This is a genomic window from Providencia sp. PROV156 (assembly GCF_028480905.1).
Classification (GTDB): domain Bacteria; phylum Pseudomonadota; class Gammaproteobacteria; order Enterobacterales; family Enterobacteriaceae; genus Providencia; species Providencia hangzhouensis.
The window spans coordinates 37,656-54,590 of the sequence record NZ_JAMPPE010000004.1 but is presented as its reverse complement, the minus strand read 5'-3'; the positions used below and the strand labels follow the sequence as shown (position 1 = coordinate 54,590).

The 16,935-nt window shown below is 41.2% G+C and carries 14 protein-coding genes; all 14 read left to right on the top strand.

The window, feature by feature from the left end; genetic code table 11:
- The first annotated feature begins 12 nt into the window (after nt 1–12).
- The 14 genes from trmJ to PSF31_RS03780 all read left to right on the top strand — a co-directional run bounded on the left by trmJ (nt 13) and on the right by PSF31_RS03780 (nt 16,862).
- A complete protein-coding gene (trmJ, locus tag PSF31_RS03845; protein WP_004264918.1) occupies nt 13–744 on the top strand; it encodes a tRNA (cytosine(32)/uridine(32)-2'-O)-methyltransferase TrmJ in 732 nt (243 codons plus the stop codon).
- Nucleotides 745–863: 119 nt separating this feature from the next.
- Complete coding sequence (gene iscR, locus PSF31_RS03840) at nt 864–1,361, top strand: Fe-S cluster assembly transcriptional regulator IscR (RefSeq protein WP_004264917.1); 498 nt, start codon at nt 864–866, stop codon at nt 1,359–1,361.
- Nucleotides 1,362–1,482: 121 nt separating this feature from the next.
- A complete protein-coding gene (locus tag PSF31_RS03835; RefSeq protein ID WP_004264915.1) occupies nt 1,483–2,697 on the top strand; it encodes an IscS subfamily cysteine desulfurase in 1,215 nt (404 codons plus the stop codon).
- Between the two features lie 24 nt (nt 2,698–2,721).
- On the top strand, nt 2,722–3,108 hold the full coding sequence (iscU, locus tag PSF31_RS03830; RefSeq protein WP_004264914.1) for a Fe-S cluster assembly scaffold IscU: 387 nt from the start codon (nt 2,722–2,724) through the stop codon (nt 3,106–3,108).
- 201 nt (nt 3,109–3,309) lie between these two features.
- Entirely contained in the window at nt 3,310–3,633 is a 324-nt protein-coding gene (iscA, locus tag PSF31_RS03825; RefSeq protein WP_004264913.1) for an iron-sulfur cluster assembly protein IscA, read from the top strand.
- A gap of 88 nt (nt 3,634–3,721) precedes the next feature.
- A complete protein-coding gene (gene hscB, locus PSF31_RS03820) occupies nt 3,722–4,243 on the top strand; it encodes a co-chaperone HscB (RefSeq protein ID WP_094961711.1) in 522 nt (173 codons plus the stop codon).
- 12 nt (nt 4,244–4,255) lie between these two features.
- Nucleotides 4,256–6,106 (top strand): Fe-S protein assembly chaperone HscA, encoded by a 1,851-nt coding sequence (gene hscA / locus PSF31_RS03815; RefSeq protein WP_096863446.1) that lies wholly within the window; start codon nt 4,256–4,258, stop codon nt 6,104–6,106.
- Between the two features lie 2 nt (nt 6,107–6,108).
- Nucleotides 6,109–6,444, top strand: a complete 336-nt coding sequence (gene fdx / locus PSF31_RS03810; protein ID WP_004264910.1) for an ISC system 2Fe-2S type ferredoxin — start codon at nt 6,109–6,111, stop codon at nt 6,442–6,444.
- A 728-nt stretch (nt 6,445–7,172) separates the two neighbouring features.
- The gene (locus PSF31_RS03805; RefSeq protein WP_164561148.1) at nt 7,173–8,378 is read left to right on the top strand and encodes an MFS transporter; all 1,206 of its coding nucleotides are present in this window, start codon (nt 7,173–7,175) and stop codon (nt 8,376–8,378) included.
- A gap of 19 nt (nt 8,379–8,397) precedes the next feature.
- Entirely contained in the window at nt 8,398–9,201 is an 804-nt protein-coding gene (locus tag PSF31_RS03800; RefSeq protein ID WP_164561147.1) for a hypothetical protein, read from the top strand.
- Between the two features lie 70 nt (nt 9,202–9,271).
- Nucleotides 9,272–9,472, top strand: coding sequence for a Fe-S cluster assembly protein IscX (iscX, locus tag PSF31_RS03795; protein ID WP_004912658.1), 201 nt, complete (start codon nt 9,272–9,274; stop codon nt 9,470–9,472).
- A gap of 173 nt (nt 9,473–9,645) precedes the next feature.
- The gene (pepB, locus tag PSF31_RS03790) at nt 9,646–10,941 is read left to right on the top strand and encodes an aminopeptidase PepB (RefSeq protein ID WP_096863471.1); all 1,296 of its coding nucleotides are present in this window, start codon (nt 9,646–9,648) and stop codon (nt 10,939–10,941) included.
- A 112-nt stretch (nt 10,942–11,053) separates the two neighbouring features.
- On the top strand, nt 11,054–11,506 hold the full coding sequence (locus PSF31_RS03785) for an enhanced serine sensitivity protein SseB C-terminal domain-containing protein (protein ID WP_004264902.1): 453 nt from the start codon (nt 11,054–11,056) through the stop codon (nt 11,504–11,506).
- A 316-nt stretch (nt 11,507–11,822) separates the two neighbouring features.
- The gene (locus PSF31_RS03780; protein WP_096863447.1) at nt 11,823–16,862 is read left to right on the top strand and encodes an alpha-2-macroglobulin family protein; all 5,040 of its coding nucleotides are present in this window, start codon (nt 11,823–11,825) and stop codon (nt 16,860–16,862) included.
- The last annotated feature ends 73 nt before the right edge of the window (nt 16,863–16,935 follow it).

The window sequence follows — 16,935 nt, the reverse complement described above, 5'->3', positions numbered from 1 at the left end:
AACGTATAAACCATGTTAGATAATATCCGTATTGTTCTTGTTGAGACCTCACACACTGGTAATATGGGCTCAACGGCCCGTGCAATGAAAACCATGGGGCTTTCTAATCTCTATCTTGTTAACCCTCTTGTTGAACCAGACTCACACTCTATTGCGCTTTCTGCAGGAGCAAGTGATGTTATTGGTAATGCGACAATCGTTAAAACTCTCGATGAAGCTTTAGAAGGCTGTAAACTAGTGATCGGCACTAGTGCGCGTTCTCGTACTTTATCTTGGCCGATGGTTGAGCCACGTGAATGTGGCGTTAAATCTGTTGAGCAATCCAAAGAATCGCCAGTTGCGATTGTTTTTGGTCGTGAGCGAGTAGGATTGACCAACGAAGAATTACAAAAATGTCAGTATCATTTATATATCCCAACGAATCCTGAATACGGTTCTTTGAATTTAGCGATGGCGGTTCAGTTGGTGAGTTATGAGATACGTATGGCGTATCTTTCAATGAATGAAAAAAATACGGTAATTTCCGCAGATGATGAGGTAGAATACCCGCCGTCAGAAGATGTTGAGCGTTTTTATGTCCATCTTGAAAGCGTGTTGAATGAATCCGGTTTTATCCGTAAAGCCCACCCAGGCTTAATTATGAATAAATTACGCCGTTTATTCACTCGAGCGCATATCGAAACCCAAGAGTTACATATCCTGCGGGGTATCTTAACGTCAATGGAAAAATGGGCGAAAAAGTGAGGCGAAATCCGTGGTAAAAGTAGGTGAATAATACTTGAGTAAATTAGTCAGGTAAATAGTTGACTAAATTACTCAGGAATGTCACAATCTGACCATAATTTACCACGGAGTAATATGTTATGAGACTCACTTCCAAAGGGCGTTACGCAGTAACTGCGATGTTAGATGTCGCATTACACTCTCAGTCAGGTCCAGTGCCTTTAGCTGACATTTCTGAACGTCAGGGAATTTCCCTCTCTTATCTTGAGCAACTTTTCTCTCGTTTACGCAAAAACGAGTTGGTTTCGAGTGTGCGCGGTCCAGGCGGCGGTTATTTGCTTGGTAGAGACGCAGACCAAATCTTTGTTGCTGAAGTAATCGCTGCGGTAGATGAATCTGTTGATGCCACCCGTTGCCAGGGTAATAAAGAAGGTTGCCAAAATGGCGATCGCTGCTTAACTCACGCACTATGGCGCGATTTAAGCGATAGAATTACAAGTTTCCTTAGCAGCATTAGCCTTGATGAGCTGGTTAAAAACCAAGAAGTCATGGTTGTTGCTGATAGACAAGATAACGAACAGCGTAAAACCATGCCAAATGGGATTACACCTGAATCGATTATCAATGTACGTGCTTAAAAATATTAAAAAAATTGCAGTCGGTACATCTTGGTGAGTTGTTAGACGAAGAGCTAATTTCCGCTATTTGTATCTTTAAAAATTAAAGGCAAGTTACCTTGTCCTTTGGAGTAAGTGAGCAATGAAATTACCAATTTATCTTGATTATTCAGCAACAACACCGGTTGACCCGCGTGTGGCTGAAAAAATGATGCAATGTTTAACAATGGATGGGAACTTTGGTAACCCAGCGTCCCGTTCTCATCGTTTCGGCTGGCAAGCGGAAGAAGCGGTAGATATTGCTCGCAATCAAATCGCCGAATTAGTGGGCGCTGACCCGCGTGAAATCGTGTTTACTTCAGGCGCAACTGAGTCTGATAACTTAGCGATTAAAGGCGCTGCTAATTTCTATAAAAAGAAAGGCAACCACATTATTACCTGTAAAACGGAACACAAAGCCGTTTTAGATACCTGCCGCCAATTAGAGCGTGAAGGTTTTGAAGTGACTTACCTGTCACCGCAAAGCAACGGTTTAATTGCTATGCAAGACCTACAAGACGCTATCCGTGAAGACACTATTTTAATTTCTATTATGCATGTTAATAATGAAATTGGTGTAGTGCAGGATATCGAAGCTATTGGTGAATTATGCCGTAGCAAAGGGATTATTTTCCACGTCGATGCAACTCAAAGCGTGGGCAAGTTGCCCATCGACCTGAATGCGTTAAAAGTTGATTTAATGTCGTTCTCTGCGCACAAACTCTATGGCCCAATGGGCATTGGTGCACTGTATGTCCGACGTAAACCACGTGTTCGCCTTGAAGCGCAGCAGCACGGTGGTGGTCATGAGCGCGGTATGCGTTCTGGGACATTACCTGTACACCAAATCGTTGGTATGGGCGAAGCTTACCGTATTGCCAAAGAAGAAATGGCTGCGGAATCTGAGCGTTTACGCGGTTTACGGTTACGTTTGTGGAACGGTATTAAAGATATCGAAGAAGTTTACCTCAATGGTGATTTAGAACACGGTGCGCCGCACATTCTGAACGTCAGCTTCAACTATGTTGAAGGTGAATCACTGATGATGTCATTAAAAGATTTGGCTGTATCTTCAGGTTCTGCATGTACTTCTGCAAGCCTAGAACCTTCTTATGTACTGCGCGCTTTAGGGATGAATGATGAGCTGGCACATAGCTCAATCCGTTTCTCTTTAGGTCGTTTCACGACAGAAGAAGAAATTGACTATGCAATCAAAATGATTCATGGCGCAATTGGCCACTTACGCGAGCTGTCTCCTTTATGGGAAATGTTTAAAGACGGCGTAGATCTTAACAGCATCGAATGGTCTCACCATTAATCAGACGGTTTCAGGAGTTTAAAAATGGCTTACAGTGAAAAAGTTATCGATCATTATGAAAACCCACGCAACGTTGGTTCGTTTGACAACAGCGACCCAAGCGTCGGTAGCGGTATGGTAGGCGCACCTGCCTGTGGTGACGTCATGAAATTACAGATTAAAGTAAATGATGACGGCATTATTGAAGATGCACGTTTTAAAACTTATGGTTGCGGTTCAGCAATTGCTTCAAGTTCACTCGTGACTGAGTGGATGAAAGGCAAAAGTTTGGACGAAGCAGAGTCAATCAAAAATACAGCCATTGCAGAAGAGTTAGAATTACCACCAGTGAAAATTCACTGTTCAATTCTAGCGGAAGACGCAATCAAAGCTGCTATTGCTGATTACAAAAGCAAACGCCAAAGCAAATAAGTTTTTAATCAGTCTATAGGGCAAGCCATATTAATAAATAACAACAAGTTATCGTCCTATAACTGGAACAATACTCATGCCTTCTAGGCTAAACATCGCTGAGTTTCTTAGCTTAGAAATAGGGTGGGTATAAAATAATTTGAAGGCGGATGCGACTCATGAGTAGCATCTGCCTTGTTTGTTTCTAAAGTGAGGTTTGCAATGTCTATTTCTCTTACAGAAAGTGCTGCGCAGCGTATTCAATCCTTTCTGCAAAATCGTGGAAAAGGCGAGGGCTTGCGTTTAGGTGTAAGAACTTCAGGTTGTTCAGGAATGGCTTATGTTCTTGAATTCGCTGATATAATCAATGAAGAAGACACGGTTTTTGAAGATAAAGGCGTGAAGGTCATCGTCGATGGCAAGAGCATTGTTTATCTTGATGGTACTGAGCTGGATTTCGTTAAAGAAGGCTTAAACGAAGGGTTTAAATTTAATAACCCTAACGTCAATAGTGAATGCGGATGCGGTGAAAGTTTTCACGTATAATGCGTTCAATTAAGCCTAATTTTCGGCCAATCTCACTAATATTAACTTGTTAGTGGCATTGGTAACCGGTTCGAGAAACTGAGCACTTATGGATTACTTTACTCTTTTTGGGTTGACCCCAACTTATGCCATCGATAGCGAACAACTGACGTTACGTTTTCAAGACTTACAGCGTCAATACCATCCTGACCGGTTTGCAACCTGTTCTGAACAGGAAAAAATGCAAGCACTGCAAAAAGCAGCAACCATTAATGCTGCCTATCAAGCCCTTCGTCACCCGCTAAAACGCGCGGAATATATGCTTTCATTACATGGTTTTGATATTAATAACGAACAACATACCATGCATGATACGGCATTTTTAATGGAGCAGCTTGAGCTACGTGAAGAGTTAGACAATATTGAAAACAGTGATGATGCACTTGATTTATTGGCTAAATTTATGCAAAACGTCAAACAAATGCAGCAAGCACGAAGCGCACTGATGGTGACAGAGCTAGATGCCATGCAGTGGGAAAAAGCCGCTGATACCGTACGTAAACTACGTTTTCTCGATAAGCTTCAGCAGCAAGCTGAGCAACTCGAAGAACGGTTACTAGATGAATTTTAAGAGAAAACGATTATGGCGTTACTACAAATCAGCGAACCCGGTATGACAGCAGCTCCGCATCAACGCAAATTGGCTGCTGGCATTGATTTAGGTACCACCCACTCTTTGATTGCGACAGTGCGCAGTGGTGAAGCTGCGGCTTTGCCTGACAATCAAGGGCGTTTTTTATTACCATCGATTGTTAATTATCAGCCTGAAAGCAAACTAGTGGGATGGGATGCGAAGCAACTTGCAGAGCAAGACCCAGTCAATACCATTATTTCAGTGAAACGCATGATGGGGCGTTCATTGGCCGATATTCAAAAACGCTACCCTGACTTACCTTATCAACTAAGTGCCAGTGAAAATGGTTTGCCATTTATTCAAACTGCGGCTGGCCAAGTCGACCCAATCCAAGTGTCTTCTGACATTCTAAGAACATTAGCAAAACGTGCAGAAGAAACCTTAGGTGGTGAAATGGATGGCGTAGTGATTACGGTGCCAGCTTATTTTGATGATGCACAACGCCAAGGTACAAAAGATGCGGCGCGCCTTGCAGGCTTACATGTATTACGTTTACTGAATGAACCGACTGCCGCTGCGATTGCTTACGGGTTGGACTCTGGGCAAGAAGGCGTGATTGCTGTTTATGACCTTGGTGGTGGTACTTTTGATGTTTCTATTTTGCGTTTAAGCCGCGGTGTATTCGAGGTGTTGGCAACGGGCGGCGATACTGCACTTGGGGGCGATGATTTCGACCAAGTACTGGCACAGTGGATTGCTGAGCAAGCAGGCGTTTCATTACAAGGCGATCATCATTTAAATCGTCAACTATTAAATGTGGCAACAGAAACGAAAGTTGCGCTCAGTGACGCAGATGCCGTGGCTATTCAGCTTGCCAATTGGCAAGGGGAAATTCGTCGTGAGCAGTTTGAAACGTTAATTGAAACTTACGTGAAACGTACACTGATGGCTTGTCGTCGTGCATTGAAAGATGCAGGTGTTGAGGCACAAGAGGTGCTGAACGTTGTTATGGTTGGTGGTTCGACTCGCGTACCCTTAGTACGTCAAAAAGTTGGGGAGTTTTTTGGTAAATCACCACTGACATCCATCGACCCAGATAAAGTGGTGGCAATTGGCGCCGCAATTCAAGCCGATATCTTAGTAGGGAACAAGCCCGACAGCGAAATGTTGTTATTGGACGTGATCCCGTTATCCCTTGGTCTAGAGACCATGGGGGGATTGGTTGAAAAAGTGATCCCGCGCAATACGACGATTCCAGTTGCTCGAGCGCAAGAATTTACCACATTTAAAGACGGCCAAACGGCAATGAGTGTGCATGTGGTGCAAGGTGAACGTGAAATGGTGGCAGATTGCCGCTCGTTAGCGCGCTTTACCTTACGTGATATTCCAGCAATGGCAGCCGGTGGGGCTCATATTCGCGTCACTTTCCAAGTCGATGCTGATGGGCTGTTGAGTGTCAGTGCTATGGAAAAATCCACTGGTGTAGAAGCCTCGATTCAAGTTAAGCCATCGTATGGGTTAACGGATAACGAAATTTCAAACATGATTAAAGATTCAATGACTAACGCGCAAGATGACTTAAATGCGCGCCGCTTAGCGGAGCAAAAAGTTGAAGCTGCAAGAGTGCTTGAAAGTTTAACGAGCGCATTAGCCCAAGATGGCAATTTACTGACGCCAGAAGAAGAGTCAGAAATTGATAATGCGGTCAATGAGTTAATTAAAGCGGTTGAGGGTACAGACCCAATCGTAATTGAAAATGCCATTAAACAACTGGATAAGCAATCGCAGGAGTTTGCAGCGCGTCGTATGGATACGTCCATTCGCCAAGCGTTGTCAGGCCATTCTGTGGATGAGATATAATTATGCCTAAAATAGTTTTTTTACCTCATAGTGATTTATGTCCAGACGGTGCTGTCGTTGAAGCACAAGAAGGCGAGTCTATTTTAAATGTTGCATTACGCAGCGGTATTGAGCTTGAGCACGCCTGTGAAAAATCCTGTGCTTGTACAACCTGTCATTGCATCGTTCGCGAAGGTTTTGATTCACTAGAAGAAAGTAGTGAACTCGAAGATGACATGTTAGACAAAGCATGGGGGTTAGAACCAGAAAGTCGTTTAAGTTGCCAGGCATTGGTGGCGGATGAGGATTTAGTGGTGGAGATACCACGTTATACTATCAATCACGCCCGCGAACACTAATGCTCGTTATATTTCGCGTTGTAGGGGTGTTGGCTTCTTTCGAGTACTTGGGTCACATACTTTTGTATGCTCCCCAAGATACTCTCAATTGCCGCCTACCTACAACACGAACTATTTAGAGCATTGAATAGTTTGTTATATTTCGCGTTGTAGGGGTGTTGGCTTCTTTCGCTAACCCTAGTCACATACTTTTGTATGCTTTCCAAGCTACTCTCAATCGCTGCCTAGCTACAACGTGAATTATTTAAAAAATCAAAATACATGTTATGCTTCACGCTGTAGCGTTGTTGGCTTCTTTCGCTAACCCTAGTCACATACTTTTGTATGCTCTCCAAAATACTCTCATTTGCCGTCTAGCTACAATGTGAATTATTTAAAAAATAACAGTAAATCGTCCTTAATATTTATTCATATATGTAATAAGAGTGATTTTTTGTATTTTAATATTTTCCTTATTATTTTCTTTTGTTTTTTTTTTTTGAAAGTGAAATGCAACTCTTAATATTTTATTTAATTTTAATAAATTAATTATTTATATATTATGAAATTTTTTTGTTTTATTTACTTGCTGATTTAAAGTTAGTAATTAAATTATCACTTTGTGCGCTTTATTTTTTATGTTATAGATAATATCGATATTGAGTAGTTACCTTTGGATTAAAATACAATGATTCAATGTTTATATAAATGCTAATTAAATAAAGTTGGAGATAAAAAGGAATTTTATCATGAAATGGAAATATCGATTTGGCGCAGTGGCTGGTAATACACTTGAATATTATGATATTGCTGTTTTTGCGGCAATATCGAGTTATCTCAGCGCAGAATTAGAGCGGCTAGGCTATAACCAAGCGACAGAGATGGTATGGGGTATATTTGCATTGCGTTTTATTATTCGGCCTGTTGGCGCTTATATTATAGGGAGGTATGCCGACAGTGTTGGTAAAAAGTCCGCATTGGTTTTAACAAGTTTTATAACAGGGACAGCTACACTATGCATGGCATTATTACCTATTAATTTATTAGGGAATTACACTCCTATTGCCATTTTAATTTTGCAAATGGCACTATCATTTAGTTTTGCAGGAGAATATCCATCATTAATTACTTACCTTTTTAATAATTCTAAGAATAATGAAAGCTCAAGGTTATCAGCCATAATCAATGGCAGTACAGCATTCGGTATTATTATTTCACTTACAGTTGTATTTGCTTTGGAATTTTTTTTAGAACCAGAGATGATGCAAAGTATTGGATGGCGAGTTCCCCTGTTTTTAGGAGTGCTTAATATTGCTATTAGCTTTTGGTTTAGAATGAAATTGCCTAATAATTCAAGTGAAAAAATAAAATCAGTACCTATTAGTTATATGGATATGTTTTTTGTTTTTTTATTAACCATACCTGGAAATGTGCTCTTCTTTGTGCAGCATGTTTCAACAGCTATGTTTCTTGAAAAAATGCAAATGATAGAAGATAGGACTGTATGGGCACTGTTATTGTCAATTTTACTTCTATCTTTTATGTTAATTTGTGGCTGGCTTACCGACAAATATAATATTTTGGAAAAGGTATATAACCTCGGTGTGATAGGAATGGTGTTTTTATCAATTCCTATATTTTTATTAATTAGCAGTCAATCTATAATATTAACTATTATTTCTCAATTAATTATCAATATATATGCAGCAATGATTCTAGCAACGACCCCCTTTATGTTGTTTAAAGCGGCAAAAGGAAAGGTTGTTACACTTGCGTTAGGTTTTAACTTTACAGCAATGCTTTTTGGTGGTGTCTCACCTTTGATTACAACTTATCTTGTTAATATTAATATAGCCTATGTGGGCTTATTTCTAACATTGTGTGGTGTACTTCGATTTTTAATTTATAAAAAACCATCTAAAGATTTTGAAATAGAGACAAAAACGGGAAGTTAAACTTTATTAAGGAATTGATATGAATGCTGAAAGCCAAGTTTTTGAAGATGTATGTAGTAATTTTAAAAATGAATTTATAAATATTTTTGATTGGCATGATGTTGATGTTACCTATTTCTGTGTTGATTTAAAAAATAAAACAATGCATATAGCATCTAATAATTATGAATGGCAATTAATAAGTCTAAACAGTGGGTTGGATCTTTTGGTGGAAGAAAGATTAAAATCGAGCATCCAATATTGGAATAATTACCCAGAAGTTTTCATGAAGATTCTAGCTAAATCGAAAAAAAGTAAATTTAAAGTTGATTTTTGTAATAGATATGGGAGTACATTTGAAATTACTACTGTAAATTCAAATAAGCAGCTCACATTATCTGAAATGTTATCTATTTATAAGCATCGTCCCATGATTTCTGAGTATGCCCACCAGCTTTGGAAAAAAAATCCTGATGTTACTTTACCGATGAGAGCGAATATTCCTATAAAGACGCAATTATTAGGGCAAACAAAGAATGTTGCACCGGAACTATTAAATCCTCAAAAATATATGCGTTTTGGCCATATTCGTTTTACACGAAAAGAGATGATAACCATACGCCTACTGCTTTCGCACTGTAAGGTAAAAGAAATCAGTTATATTCAAGGTTGTTCAGAAGCCAGTGAAAATAGACGAATTCAAAATATCAAAGAAAAGTTGGGTTTCCCTTATGCTTCATCAAGCGGTTTGTTTACAGCATTAAAAGAGCAAGGTATTACATTGGCTTGTTTGGAAACACTTATCGATTTACCTCTCACAAACAGTATAATGAAGAATAACTGAAAAAGATCCGTTGGTATGATTCAAAGGGCTATAATTCGAAAAATAGTTGTTCATATAATGAGAGAAAATGATGAGTTTAAAATGGTCAAATAGCCGTGAAATCGGTGAAGCACTGTATGACGCATTTCCAGATGTTGATCCAAAAACGGTGCGCTTTACCGATATGCACCAGTGGATTTGCGATTTAGAAGAATTTGATGATGATCCGCAAAAATCGAACGAGAAAATCCTAGAAGCGATTTTGTTAGTTTGGCTGGATGAATTCGAATAAGTAGGGTTTTCCCCTAAAAACCGAGTGACTGTCAGAAATAGTGCTCGGTTTTTTATTTTATATCAGCACTATAATGATATCCCTATTGGTATTTATCAGTTAAGGTAATGCCATCTGCCGACAGAATAAATGGGCTTTTACTGTCTGCAAAAATAGACAAAGTGAGAAAAACGATGATAAAACAAATTATGCCAGTAATGATTTCTTGTGAGCCTGCTGCACCTTGTTGGGGCGAAGGCGCATTGTTAAGCTCTAGCGATAAAGGGATGACAATCCACCTGAAACATGCAGGTAAATTATGTGCAGTACAAAGCGCTGGCCGTAAATTAGATGGCCAAGGGATCCGTAATGTTGCTTTGGCTGGCGAAGGCTGGGATTTAGAAAAAAGCTGGGCATTTTGGCAAGGTTTTCGTGCGCCAAAAGGGGCTAGAACGATTGAATGGCCAGTGTTGCCAGAAGCGGATCGTAAAGAGTTAGAAAACCGCATTCGTACCATTGATTGGGTACGTGATGTGATTAACGCACCGGCAGAAGAGTTAGGCCCAGAACAACTCGCACAACGCGCCATTGATTTACTCTGCACTGTCGGCGCACAAGACATTAGCTACCGTATTATTAAAGGTGATGATTTATTAGAACAAGGTTATACCGGTATTCATACGGTTGGTCGTGGTTCAAGTCGTCCACCTGTATTTTTGGCGTTGGATTACAACCCAGGAGCCAACCCAAATGCCCCTGTATTTGCTGCGTTAGTGGGTAAAGGAATTACCTTCGATTCAGGCGGTTATAGTATCAAACCATCATCCTCAATGAATTCAATGAAAGCCGATATGGGCGGTGCAGCAACATTAGCAGGTTCATTGGCATTGGCGATTTCACGTGGCTTACAAAAACGTGTGAAAATGTTCCTGTGCATTGCTGACAATATGGTTAGCGGCAATGCATTCAAATTGGGTGATATTATTCGTTACCGCAATGGTAAATCCGTTGAAATAATGAATACAGATGCTGAGGGTCGTTTAGTCCTAGCCGATGGCCTGATTGATGCGAGCAAAGAAAAACCAACGTTAATTATTGATGCAGCAACCTTGACGGGCGCAGCGAAAACTGCCGTGGGTAATGACTACCATTCTGTATTGAGTTTCGATGACAAGTTAGTTGCTGATTTAATGAGCGCTTCAGACGCTGAATTTGAACTGTTCTGGCGTTTACCACTGGCAGAGTTCCATCGCCAACAATTACCGTCTGGTTTTGCGGATTTGAACAATATTGCGGCACCATCGCACACAGCAGGCGCAAGCACCGCTGCGGCATTTTTATCGCATTTTGTCGAAAATTATCGTCAAAATTGGGTGCATATTGACTGCTCAGCGACTTACCGTAAATCTGCAGTTAGCTTATGGGCAGAAGGCGCAACGGGTACAGGTGTAAGAACATTAGCTAACTTATTAATCAGTAAATCAAAGTAGCGAATGTTTGATTGATAACAGGCACGGGAAGGTGACTTTTCGTGCCTATTTTTTTACCTTGACGTATTTGCGAGTATAATAAGCGATTATTTTTAATAGCAGGGGATTGGCAATGTCGCAGCAATCGAATAATAACAGTTCCAACCAAGAAACTGAGATCCAATTTACTGAATTAACAGTGCCGAAAGGCTCATCACTTAAATTAAGTGTGTTAGAAGATCAGCCACAAGCCATTGTTGACGCGCTTACTGAATTTTTTAAACAACACAAAGTGGTCAGACGCGGTTTCATGGTCTCCGCAACAGAGAGCGATTCTGCTAAAGAAGCGCCTATCTTAATGATAGCGTTGGAGTTTACCACAGGAGCAGAAAATATTGATTCAATTATCCATGGGGCTGGGACGCTTGCTTGTGAGTTTTTAGCTGATGACGAGTCTATTGATTTTTGTGTGGTGAATGAAAATGAACAAGGTGTTAGCCATTTTATTACTCAACACGTTCAGCCTTTTTACCAGCGTCGTCTTGGTAGCTTCTTGCGGGACACAATCCCAGTAAAAAACACCTAATAATTCCATGTATAGAGTGAGGGAAATATTTTTTCTCACTCATAAAATGCATATTGCTCATTTATTAAATATATATTCTGCTTACTATTTAAAAAATATTATTTCATTTCTCTGTTTTTCTCTCCCATCATTTTTTCCGTTTTGTCTGATAGGTGTTCTAATCACATTCTGTTAAATTGTTTCGATAATTGAAATAATATCAGCAGTATTTATCTGTGTGTGTTTTTAAACATTTCTAAGTATGTAGAGGGTTTTAATCTCCTGTTAAAACCTTAAAAAACAGAATCAATTTTAACTAATTAAAGGGCGGGCGGTAATGAAACAACAATCAAGTTGGGCTTCATTGGCGGGTCTCAAAACCAAAAAGCGTTATTTAGCACTTGCGTTGGCATCGGTAGTGGCATTGGCTGGTTGTGATAATACAGATGAAACAACCAAAAATGAGCCAAATGTTTCAACCACAGCGCCAGAAAATCAAACCAAAACAGCGCCAGTTGCAGAACAGAAAAAAGCAGCACCGAAACTTTCCACTGAAGAAATGATAAAAAAATATGCAGGGAAAGATTTAACTATTCTGGATGCGTCTGAATTACAGCTTGATGGTGCGAGTGCCATGGTGGTGACATTCTCGGTTCCACTACAAGCAAACCAAGACTTTGGCCAGTACATTAACCTCATTGATGTTAAAGCGGGTAAGTTAGATGGCGCTTGGGAACTGTCTGATAACCAAATGGAACTCCGTTTTCGCCATCTTCCGCCATCTAAAGAGTTAAACTTAACCATTAACCCGGGTATTAAAGCGGTTAATGAGCGTACGACGACCGAAAATTTTGAGAAAAAATTGACCACTGCACAAATCATCCCAACCGTTGGTTTTGCAAGTAAAGGCTCTTTATTACCTAGCAAGGTTGCTCAAGGCTTACCTGTGATTGCCTTGAACGTTGATAAGGTCGACGTCAATTTCTTCCGTGTGGATGAAAAGCAATTACCACAATTTTTAGCACAGTGGCAGTATCGTAGTAATTATGAGTATTGGTATTCCGAAGAGTTTCTCGACAAAGTGGAGTTGGCTTATACCGGCCGCTTTGACTTAAATCCAGATAAAAATACCCGCCAAACCATTTTACTGCCGTTGAAAGATGTCAAAGAGTTACAGCAAGATGGCGTGTATTTGGCCATCATGCAAAAAGCAGGCAGCTATAGTTATCAATTCCCTGCAACTGTCTTCACATTGAGTGATATTGGTGTATCACTACACAGTTACCAAGACCGTGTCGATGTTTTCACTCAATCCTTAGCGAAAGGCTCTGCAATTAAAGGCGTTGAGCTGCGTATTTTGGATGAAAAAGGCCAGTTAGTAACAAAAGGTACGACAGATGGCGATGGTCATGCTCAGCTAGATAAATTAGCGGGTGGAAAATTATTGCTGGCAACCCATGAAGGGCAAACCAGTATGATTGACCTCACTCAGCCAGCGCTTGATTTATCCGAATTCGATATTTCAGGGCCAGAAGGCTACGCAAAACAATTTTTCACCTTCGGTCCTCGCGATTTGTATCGCCCAGGTGAATTATTGCTAGTAAATGGTCTATTGCGTGATGGCGATGGTAACCCAGTCAAAACTCAGCCAGTTAAAGTTGATGTATTAAAAACTGATGGGCAAGTGGTTCGTAGTTTTGTTTGGCAACCAGAAGAAAACCAAAATGGCTTATATCAATATCAATTTGAAATTCCTAAAAATGCAGAAACAGGCGGTTGGTCGCTTCGCTTTGATTTAGGTGATGGTTCACCACTGCGTTACTACAAATTTAATGTTGAAGATTTTATGCCAGAACGTATGGCTCTGGAAATTGAGGGCAGCGATGTCCCTCGTTTAACAAGTCAATCTGTCGATTTTGATATTCAAGGTCGTTATTTATACGGTGCGCCAGCGGCTGATAACCAGCTACAAGGGCAAATTGTCTTAAAAGCAGCTCGGGAAGCGGTCGCAAAATTACCTGGTTTTGAATTTGGTGCTGTCAATGAAGAAGGTTTACCACGTAAGTTGGACGAGTTTGACTTGACGCTGGACAGTAACGGTGAAACCGTGATTTCAATTCCAAATAGCAATTGGAGTTCAACACGTTCACCTATTTCGGCTGTTTTACAAGCAAGTTTGCTTGAGGCTGGCGGACGTCCTGTGACGCGCCGTGCCGAGCAAGCCATTTGGCCTGCGGAAAAACTGGTCGGTATTCGCCCATTATTTGCGAAAAAAGAAATTTATGATTACCGCACTGACCGTTATGTAAAACGTCACAATGTGGATGAAAATTCACTCGCAGAATTTGAATTAGTCATGGCTGATGCCGCAGGTAATAAACTGGCAGCAGAAAACTTAACCGTGCGTTTAGTGTATGAGCGTCGTGATTATTACTGGAGTTGGTCTGAAAGTGGTGGTTGGTCTTCAAATTATGACCAAAAAGACCTCGTTATGGCGAATGAAAATATTGCTATTGCTAAAGACGGAACGGCGAAAGTGTCTTTCCCTGTGGATTGGGGGGCATTCCGCCTAGAAGTTGTTAACCCAGAAAATCAGCTAGTGTCGAGCGTCCAGTTTTGGGCAGGGTATTCATGGCAAGATAACACAGGGGGAAGTGGCTCAGTTCGTCCTGACCAAGTGAAACTCAGCTTGAATAAGCCTGCGTACTTGCCGGGTGAAAAAGCTAAAGTTCGCATTGAATCTCCTAAAGCCGGTAAAGGGTATATATTGCTCGAATCGAGCAACGGTCCATTGTGGTGGGAAGAAATTGATGTGCCAGAAAAAGGCTTAGACGTTGAAATCCCAGTCAATAAAGAGTGGGCTCGTCATGACTTGTACGTCTCAGCAGTTGTGGTGCGCCCAGGAGACGATTCTAAAGAAGCAACGGTAAAACGTGCGGTGGGTGTGTTGCATTTACCAATCGCAGATGAAAACCGTAAGATTGCTTTAGCACTCTCCGCGCCAGATAAAATGCGTCCAAACCAAGACTTAACGGTAAAAATTAAAGCGACAGCACAAGATGGCAAACCGTTACCTGAAAAAGTGAATGTGTTGTTATCTGCGGTTGACACTGGTGTATTGAATATCACGGATTTCAAAACCCCAGACCCGTATGATGCCTTTTTTGGCCGTAAGCGTTATAGCGTTGACCAATATGACGTTTATGGTCATTTAATTGAAGGACAAGGTAAGGTTGCTAACTTGCGCTTTGGTGGTGACAGCGAGGATGCAGCATTAGAGCGTGGTGGTATGAAGCCACTCACTGAAGTGCAAATTATTGCGGAGCAAGCCAAACCTGTCACATTAAATAAAGACGGCGAGGGTGAAATTAGCCTCGCTATCCCTGATTTTAACGGGGAATTACGTGTGATGGCCCAAGCATGGAATGAAAAAGAGTTCGGCCATGCGGATAGCAAAGTGATTGTCGCGGCACCATTAGTGACACAAATGTCGATGCCACGTTTTATGGCTGGTGGTGATAAGTCTTACTTTGCGCTTGATTTGACCAATATGACGGATAATACACAAAATGTGACCGTCAATTTCAAGGCATCAGGAATGGTGAAACTTGATGGTGTCAGCAGCCGTGAGTTGGAGTTACCAAAAGGCAAACGTACCACGATTAATCTACCTGTCAGAGCAGACTACGGCTTCGGTGAAGGTGAAGTGTCAATGACCATTAATGGTGTGAAAATTCAAGGCGAAGCCAATAAAGATTACAGTAATAGTTGGAAAGTCGGGGTTCGTCCGGCACAACCAGCAGAAACTGTTTCTTTTGCAACTGCTATTGAGCCAGGCACCTCATGGGCGTTGCCGACTAACCAAATTGCCGGGTTACAACCCGATACCCTAGAAGGGCAAGTGCTATTAACTAGCCGTCCACCGTTAGATATTTCTCGTTATATTAGAGAGCTATTTGCTTACCCATATGGTTGCTTGGAGCAAACTATCAGCGGGTTATATCCATCATTATTCTCAACTCAAGCTGAGCTGAATAAGATAGGGATTAAAACGCAAACAGATGCGGATCGTCATAAAGCGATTGAAATTGGTATTCCGCATTTGTTAAGTATGCAACGTAATGATGGCGGTTTCTCGTTATGGGATAGAAACGGCCGCGAAGAGTATTGGTTAACTGCATATGCGGCGGATTTCTTGAATAAAGCGAATCAGCGTGGGTTTACGGTTCCGCAAGACGCTATCAGTAACGCAAACACGCGCTTATTGAGCTATTTACAAGATGGTAGCCAAATCAATTATCCTTATACGGAAAATCAGGCAGGTGCGCGTTTCGCAACTCAAGCTTATGCAGGCTTAGTGTTGGCGTCACAGCAAAAAGCACCTTTAGGCGCATTACGTCAACTTTATAACCAAAGAGATCATGCAGCGAGTGGTTTACCGCTCGTTCAGCTTGGTGTTGCGTTGAACTTGATGGGGGATAAATCACGTGGTGAGAGCGCGGTGATTGACGGACTGAAAAAACAACGTAACCGCTACAGCTATGTAGGGGATTACGGTTCGGTGATCCGTGATGACGCGATGATTGTTGCGCTATTAAATGAATATAATTTAATGCCAAAATCCCGTGACCAAAAACTGCAAACTTTATCTAATAACTTGACTTCTCAACGTTATTTCTCAACACAAGAGAGCAATGCGTTGTATTTAGCGGGTCGTTTCTACTTAAATGAAAGTGAAGCGCCGTGGAAAGCAACGATCAATGGCCAAGAACCTCCGATGGTTTCAGATAAACCCGTGAGTGAGTTCTTGAGTAAAGCACAATTAGAAACAGGTTATAGCATCGAAAACACGGGAACCAATACGCTATACACACGCCTAAACGTGGTGGGTTATCCACAACATTCGCCGAAGCCAAGTTCGAATGTGCTGGGTATCACTCGTAGTTACTATGATATGAAAGGTAACCGCATTTCGTTAGATAGGCTAAGAAGCGGTGAAATGGTGGTGGTTAAATTGGAAGTTCAAGCATCCCAAAGCGTACCAGATGCGCTAGTGGTTGACTTACTACCAGCGGGCTTAGAACTGGAAAACCAAAATTTAGCGAACAGTAGCGCTAATTTGAGTGAGTCTGCGCCGAACCTGCAAGAACTGATTGATGACATGCAGCAATCACAAATTCGCCATATGGAATACCGTGATGACCGTTTTGTGGCTGCCGTTGAAGTTCAGCAGTATCGCCCAACTACCTTAGTCTACTTAGCACGTGCAGTGACACCGGGTGTGTATAGCATTCCAGTACCACAAGTTGAATCAATGTATGTCCCTGATTGGCGCGCGACGGGCTATTCTGATGGCCAATTAGAAATCGTTCGTTAATCACCGCTAAACTGAGCCCTTATATATTGATATATAAAGTATAAGGGCTCTTTTAATTTATTTTCGGTACTCC

What these genes read in the sequence shown, in the direction of transcription:
- trmJ (WP_004264918.1), top strand. Translation starts at nt 13, where the DNA reads ATGTTAGATAATATCCGTATTGTTCTTGTTGAGACCTCACACACTGGT.
- iscR (WP_004264917.1), top strand. Translation starts at nt 864, where the DNA reads ATGAGACTCACTTCCAAAGGGCGTTACGCAGTAACTGCGATGTTAGAT.
- PSF31_RS03835 (WP_004264915.1), top strand. Translation starts at nt 1,483, where the DNA reads ATGAAATTACCAATTTATCTTGATTATTCAGCAACAACACCGGTTGAC.
- iscU (WP_004264914.1), top strand. Translation starts at nt 2,722, where the DNA reads ATGGCTTACAGTGAAAAAGTTATCGATCATTATGAAAACCCACGCAAC.
- iscA (WP_004264913.1), top strand. Translation starts at nt 3,310, where the DNA reads ATGTCTATTTCTCTTACAGAAAGTGCTGCGCAGCGTATTCAATCCTTT.
- hscB (WP_094961711.1), top strand. Translation starts at nt 3,722, where the DNA reads ATGGATTACTTTACTCTTTTTGGGTTGACCCCAACTTATGCCATCGAT.
- hscA (WP_096863446.1), top strand. Translation starts at nt 4,256, where the DNA reads ATGGCGTTACTACAAATCAGCGAACCCGGTATGACAGCAGCTCCGCAT.
- fdx (WP_004264910.1), top strand. Translation starts at nt 6,109, where the DNA reads ATGCCTAAAATAGTTTTTTTACCTCATAGTGATTTATGTCCAGACGGT.
- PSF31_RS03805 (WP_164561148.1), top strand. Translation starts at nt 7,173, where the DNA reads ATGAAATGGAAATATCGATTTGGCGCAGTGGCTGGTAATACACTTGAA.
- PSF31_RS03800 (WP_164561147.1), top strand. Translation starts at nt 8,398, where the DNA reads ATGAATGCTGAAAGCCAAGTTTTTGAAGATGTATGTAGTAATTTTAAA.
- iscX (WP_004912658.1), top strand. Translation starts at nt 9,272, where the DNA reads ATGAGTTTAAAATGGTCAAATAGCCGTGAAATCGGTGAAGCACTGTAT.
- pepB (WP_096863471.1), top strand. Translation starts at nt 9,646, where the DNA reads ATGATAAAACAAATTATGCCAGTAATGATTTCTTGTGAGCCTGCTGCA.
- PSF31_RS03785 (WP_004264902.1), top strand. Translation starts at nt 11,054, where the DNA reads ATGTCGCAGCAATCGAATAATAACAGTTCCAACCAAGAAACTGAGATC.
- PSF31_RS03780 (WP_096863447.1), top strand. Translation starts at nt 11,823, where the DNA reads ATGAAACAACAATCAAGTTGGGCTTCATTGGCGGGTCTCAAAACCAAA.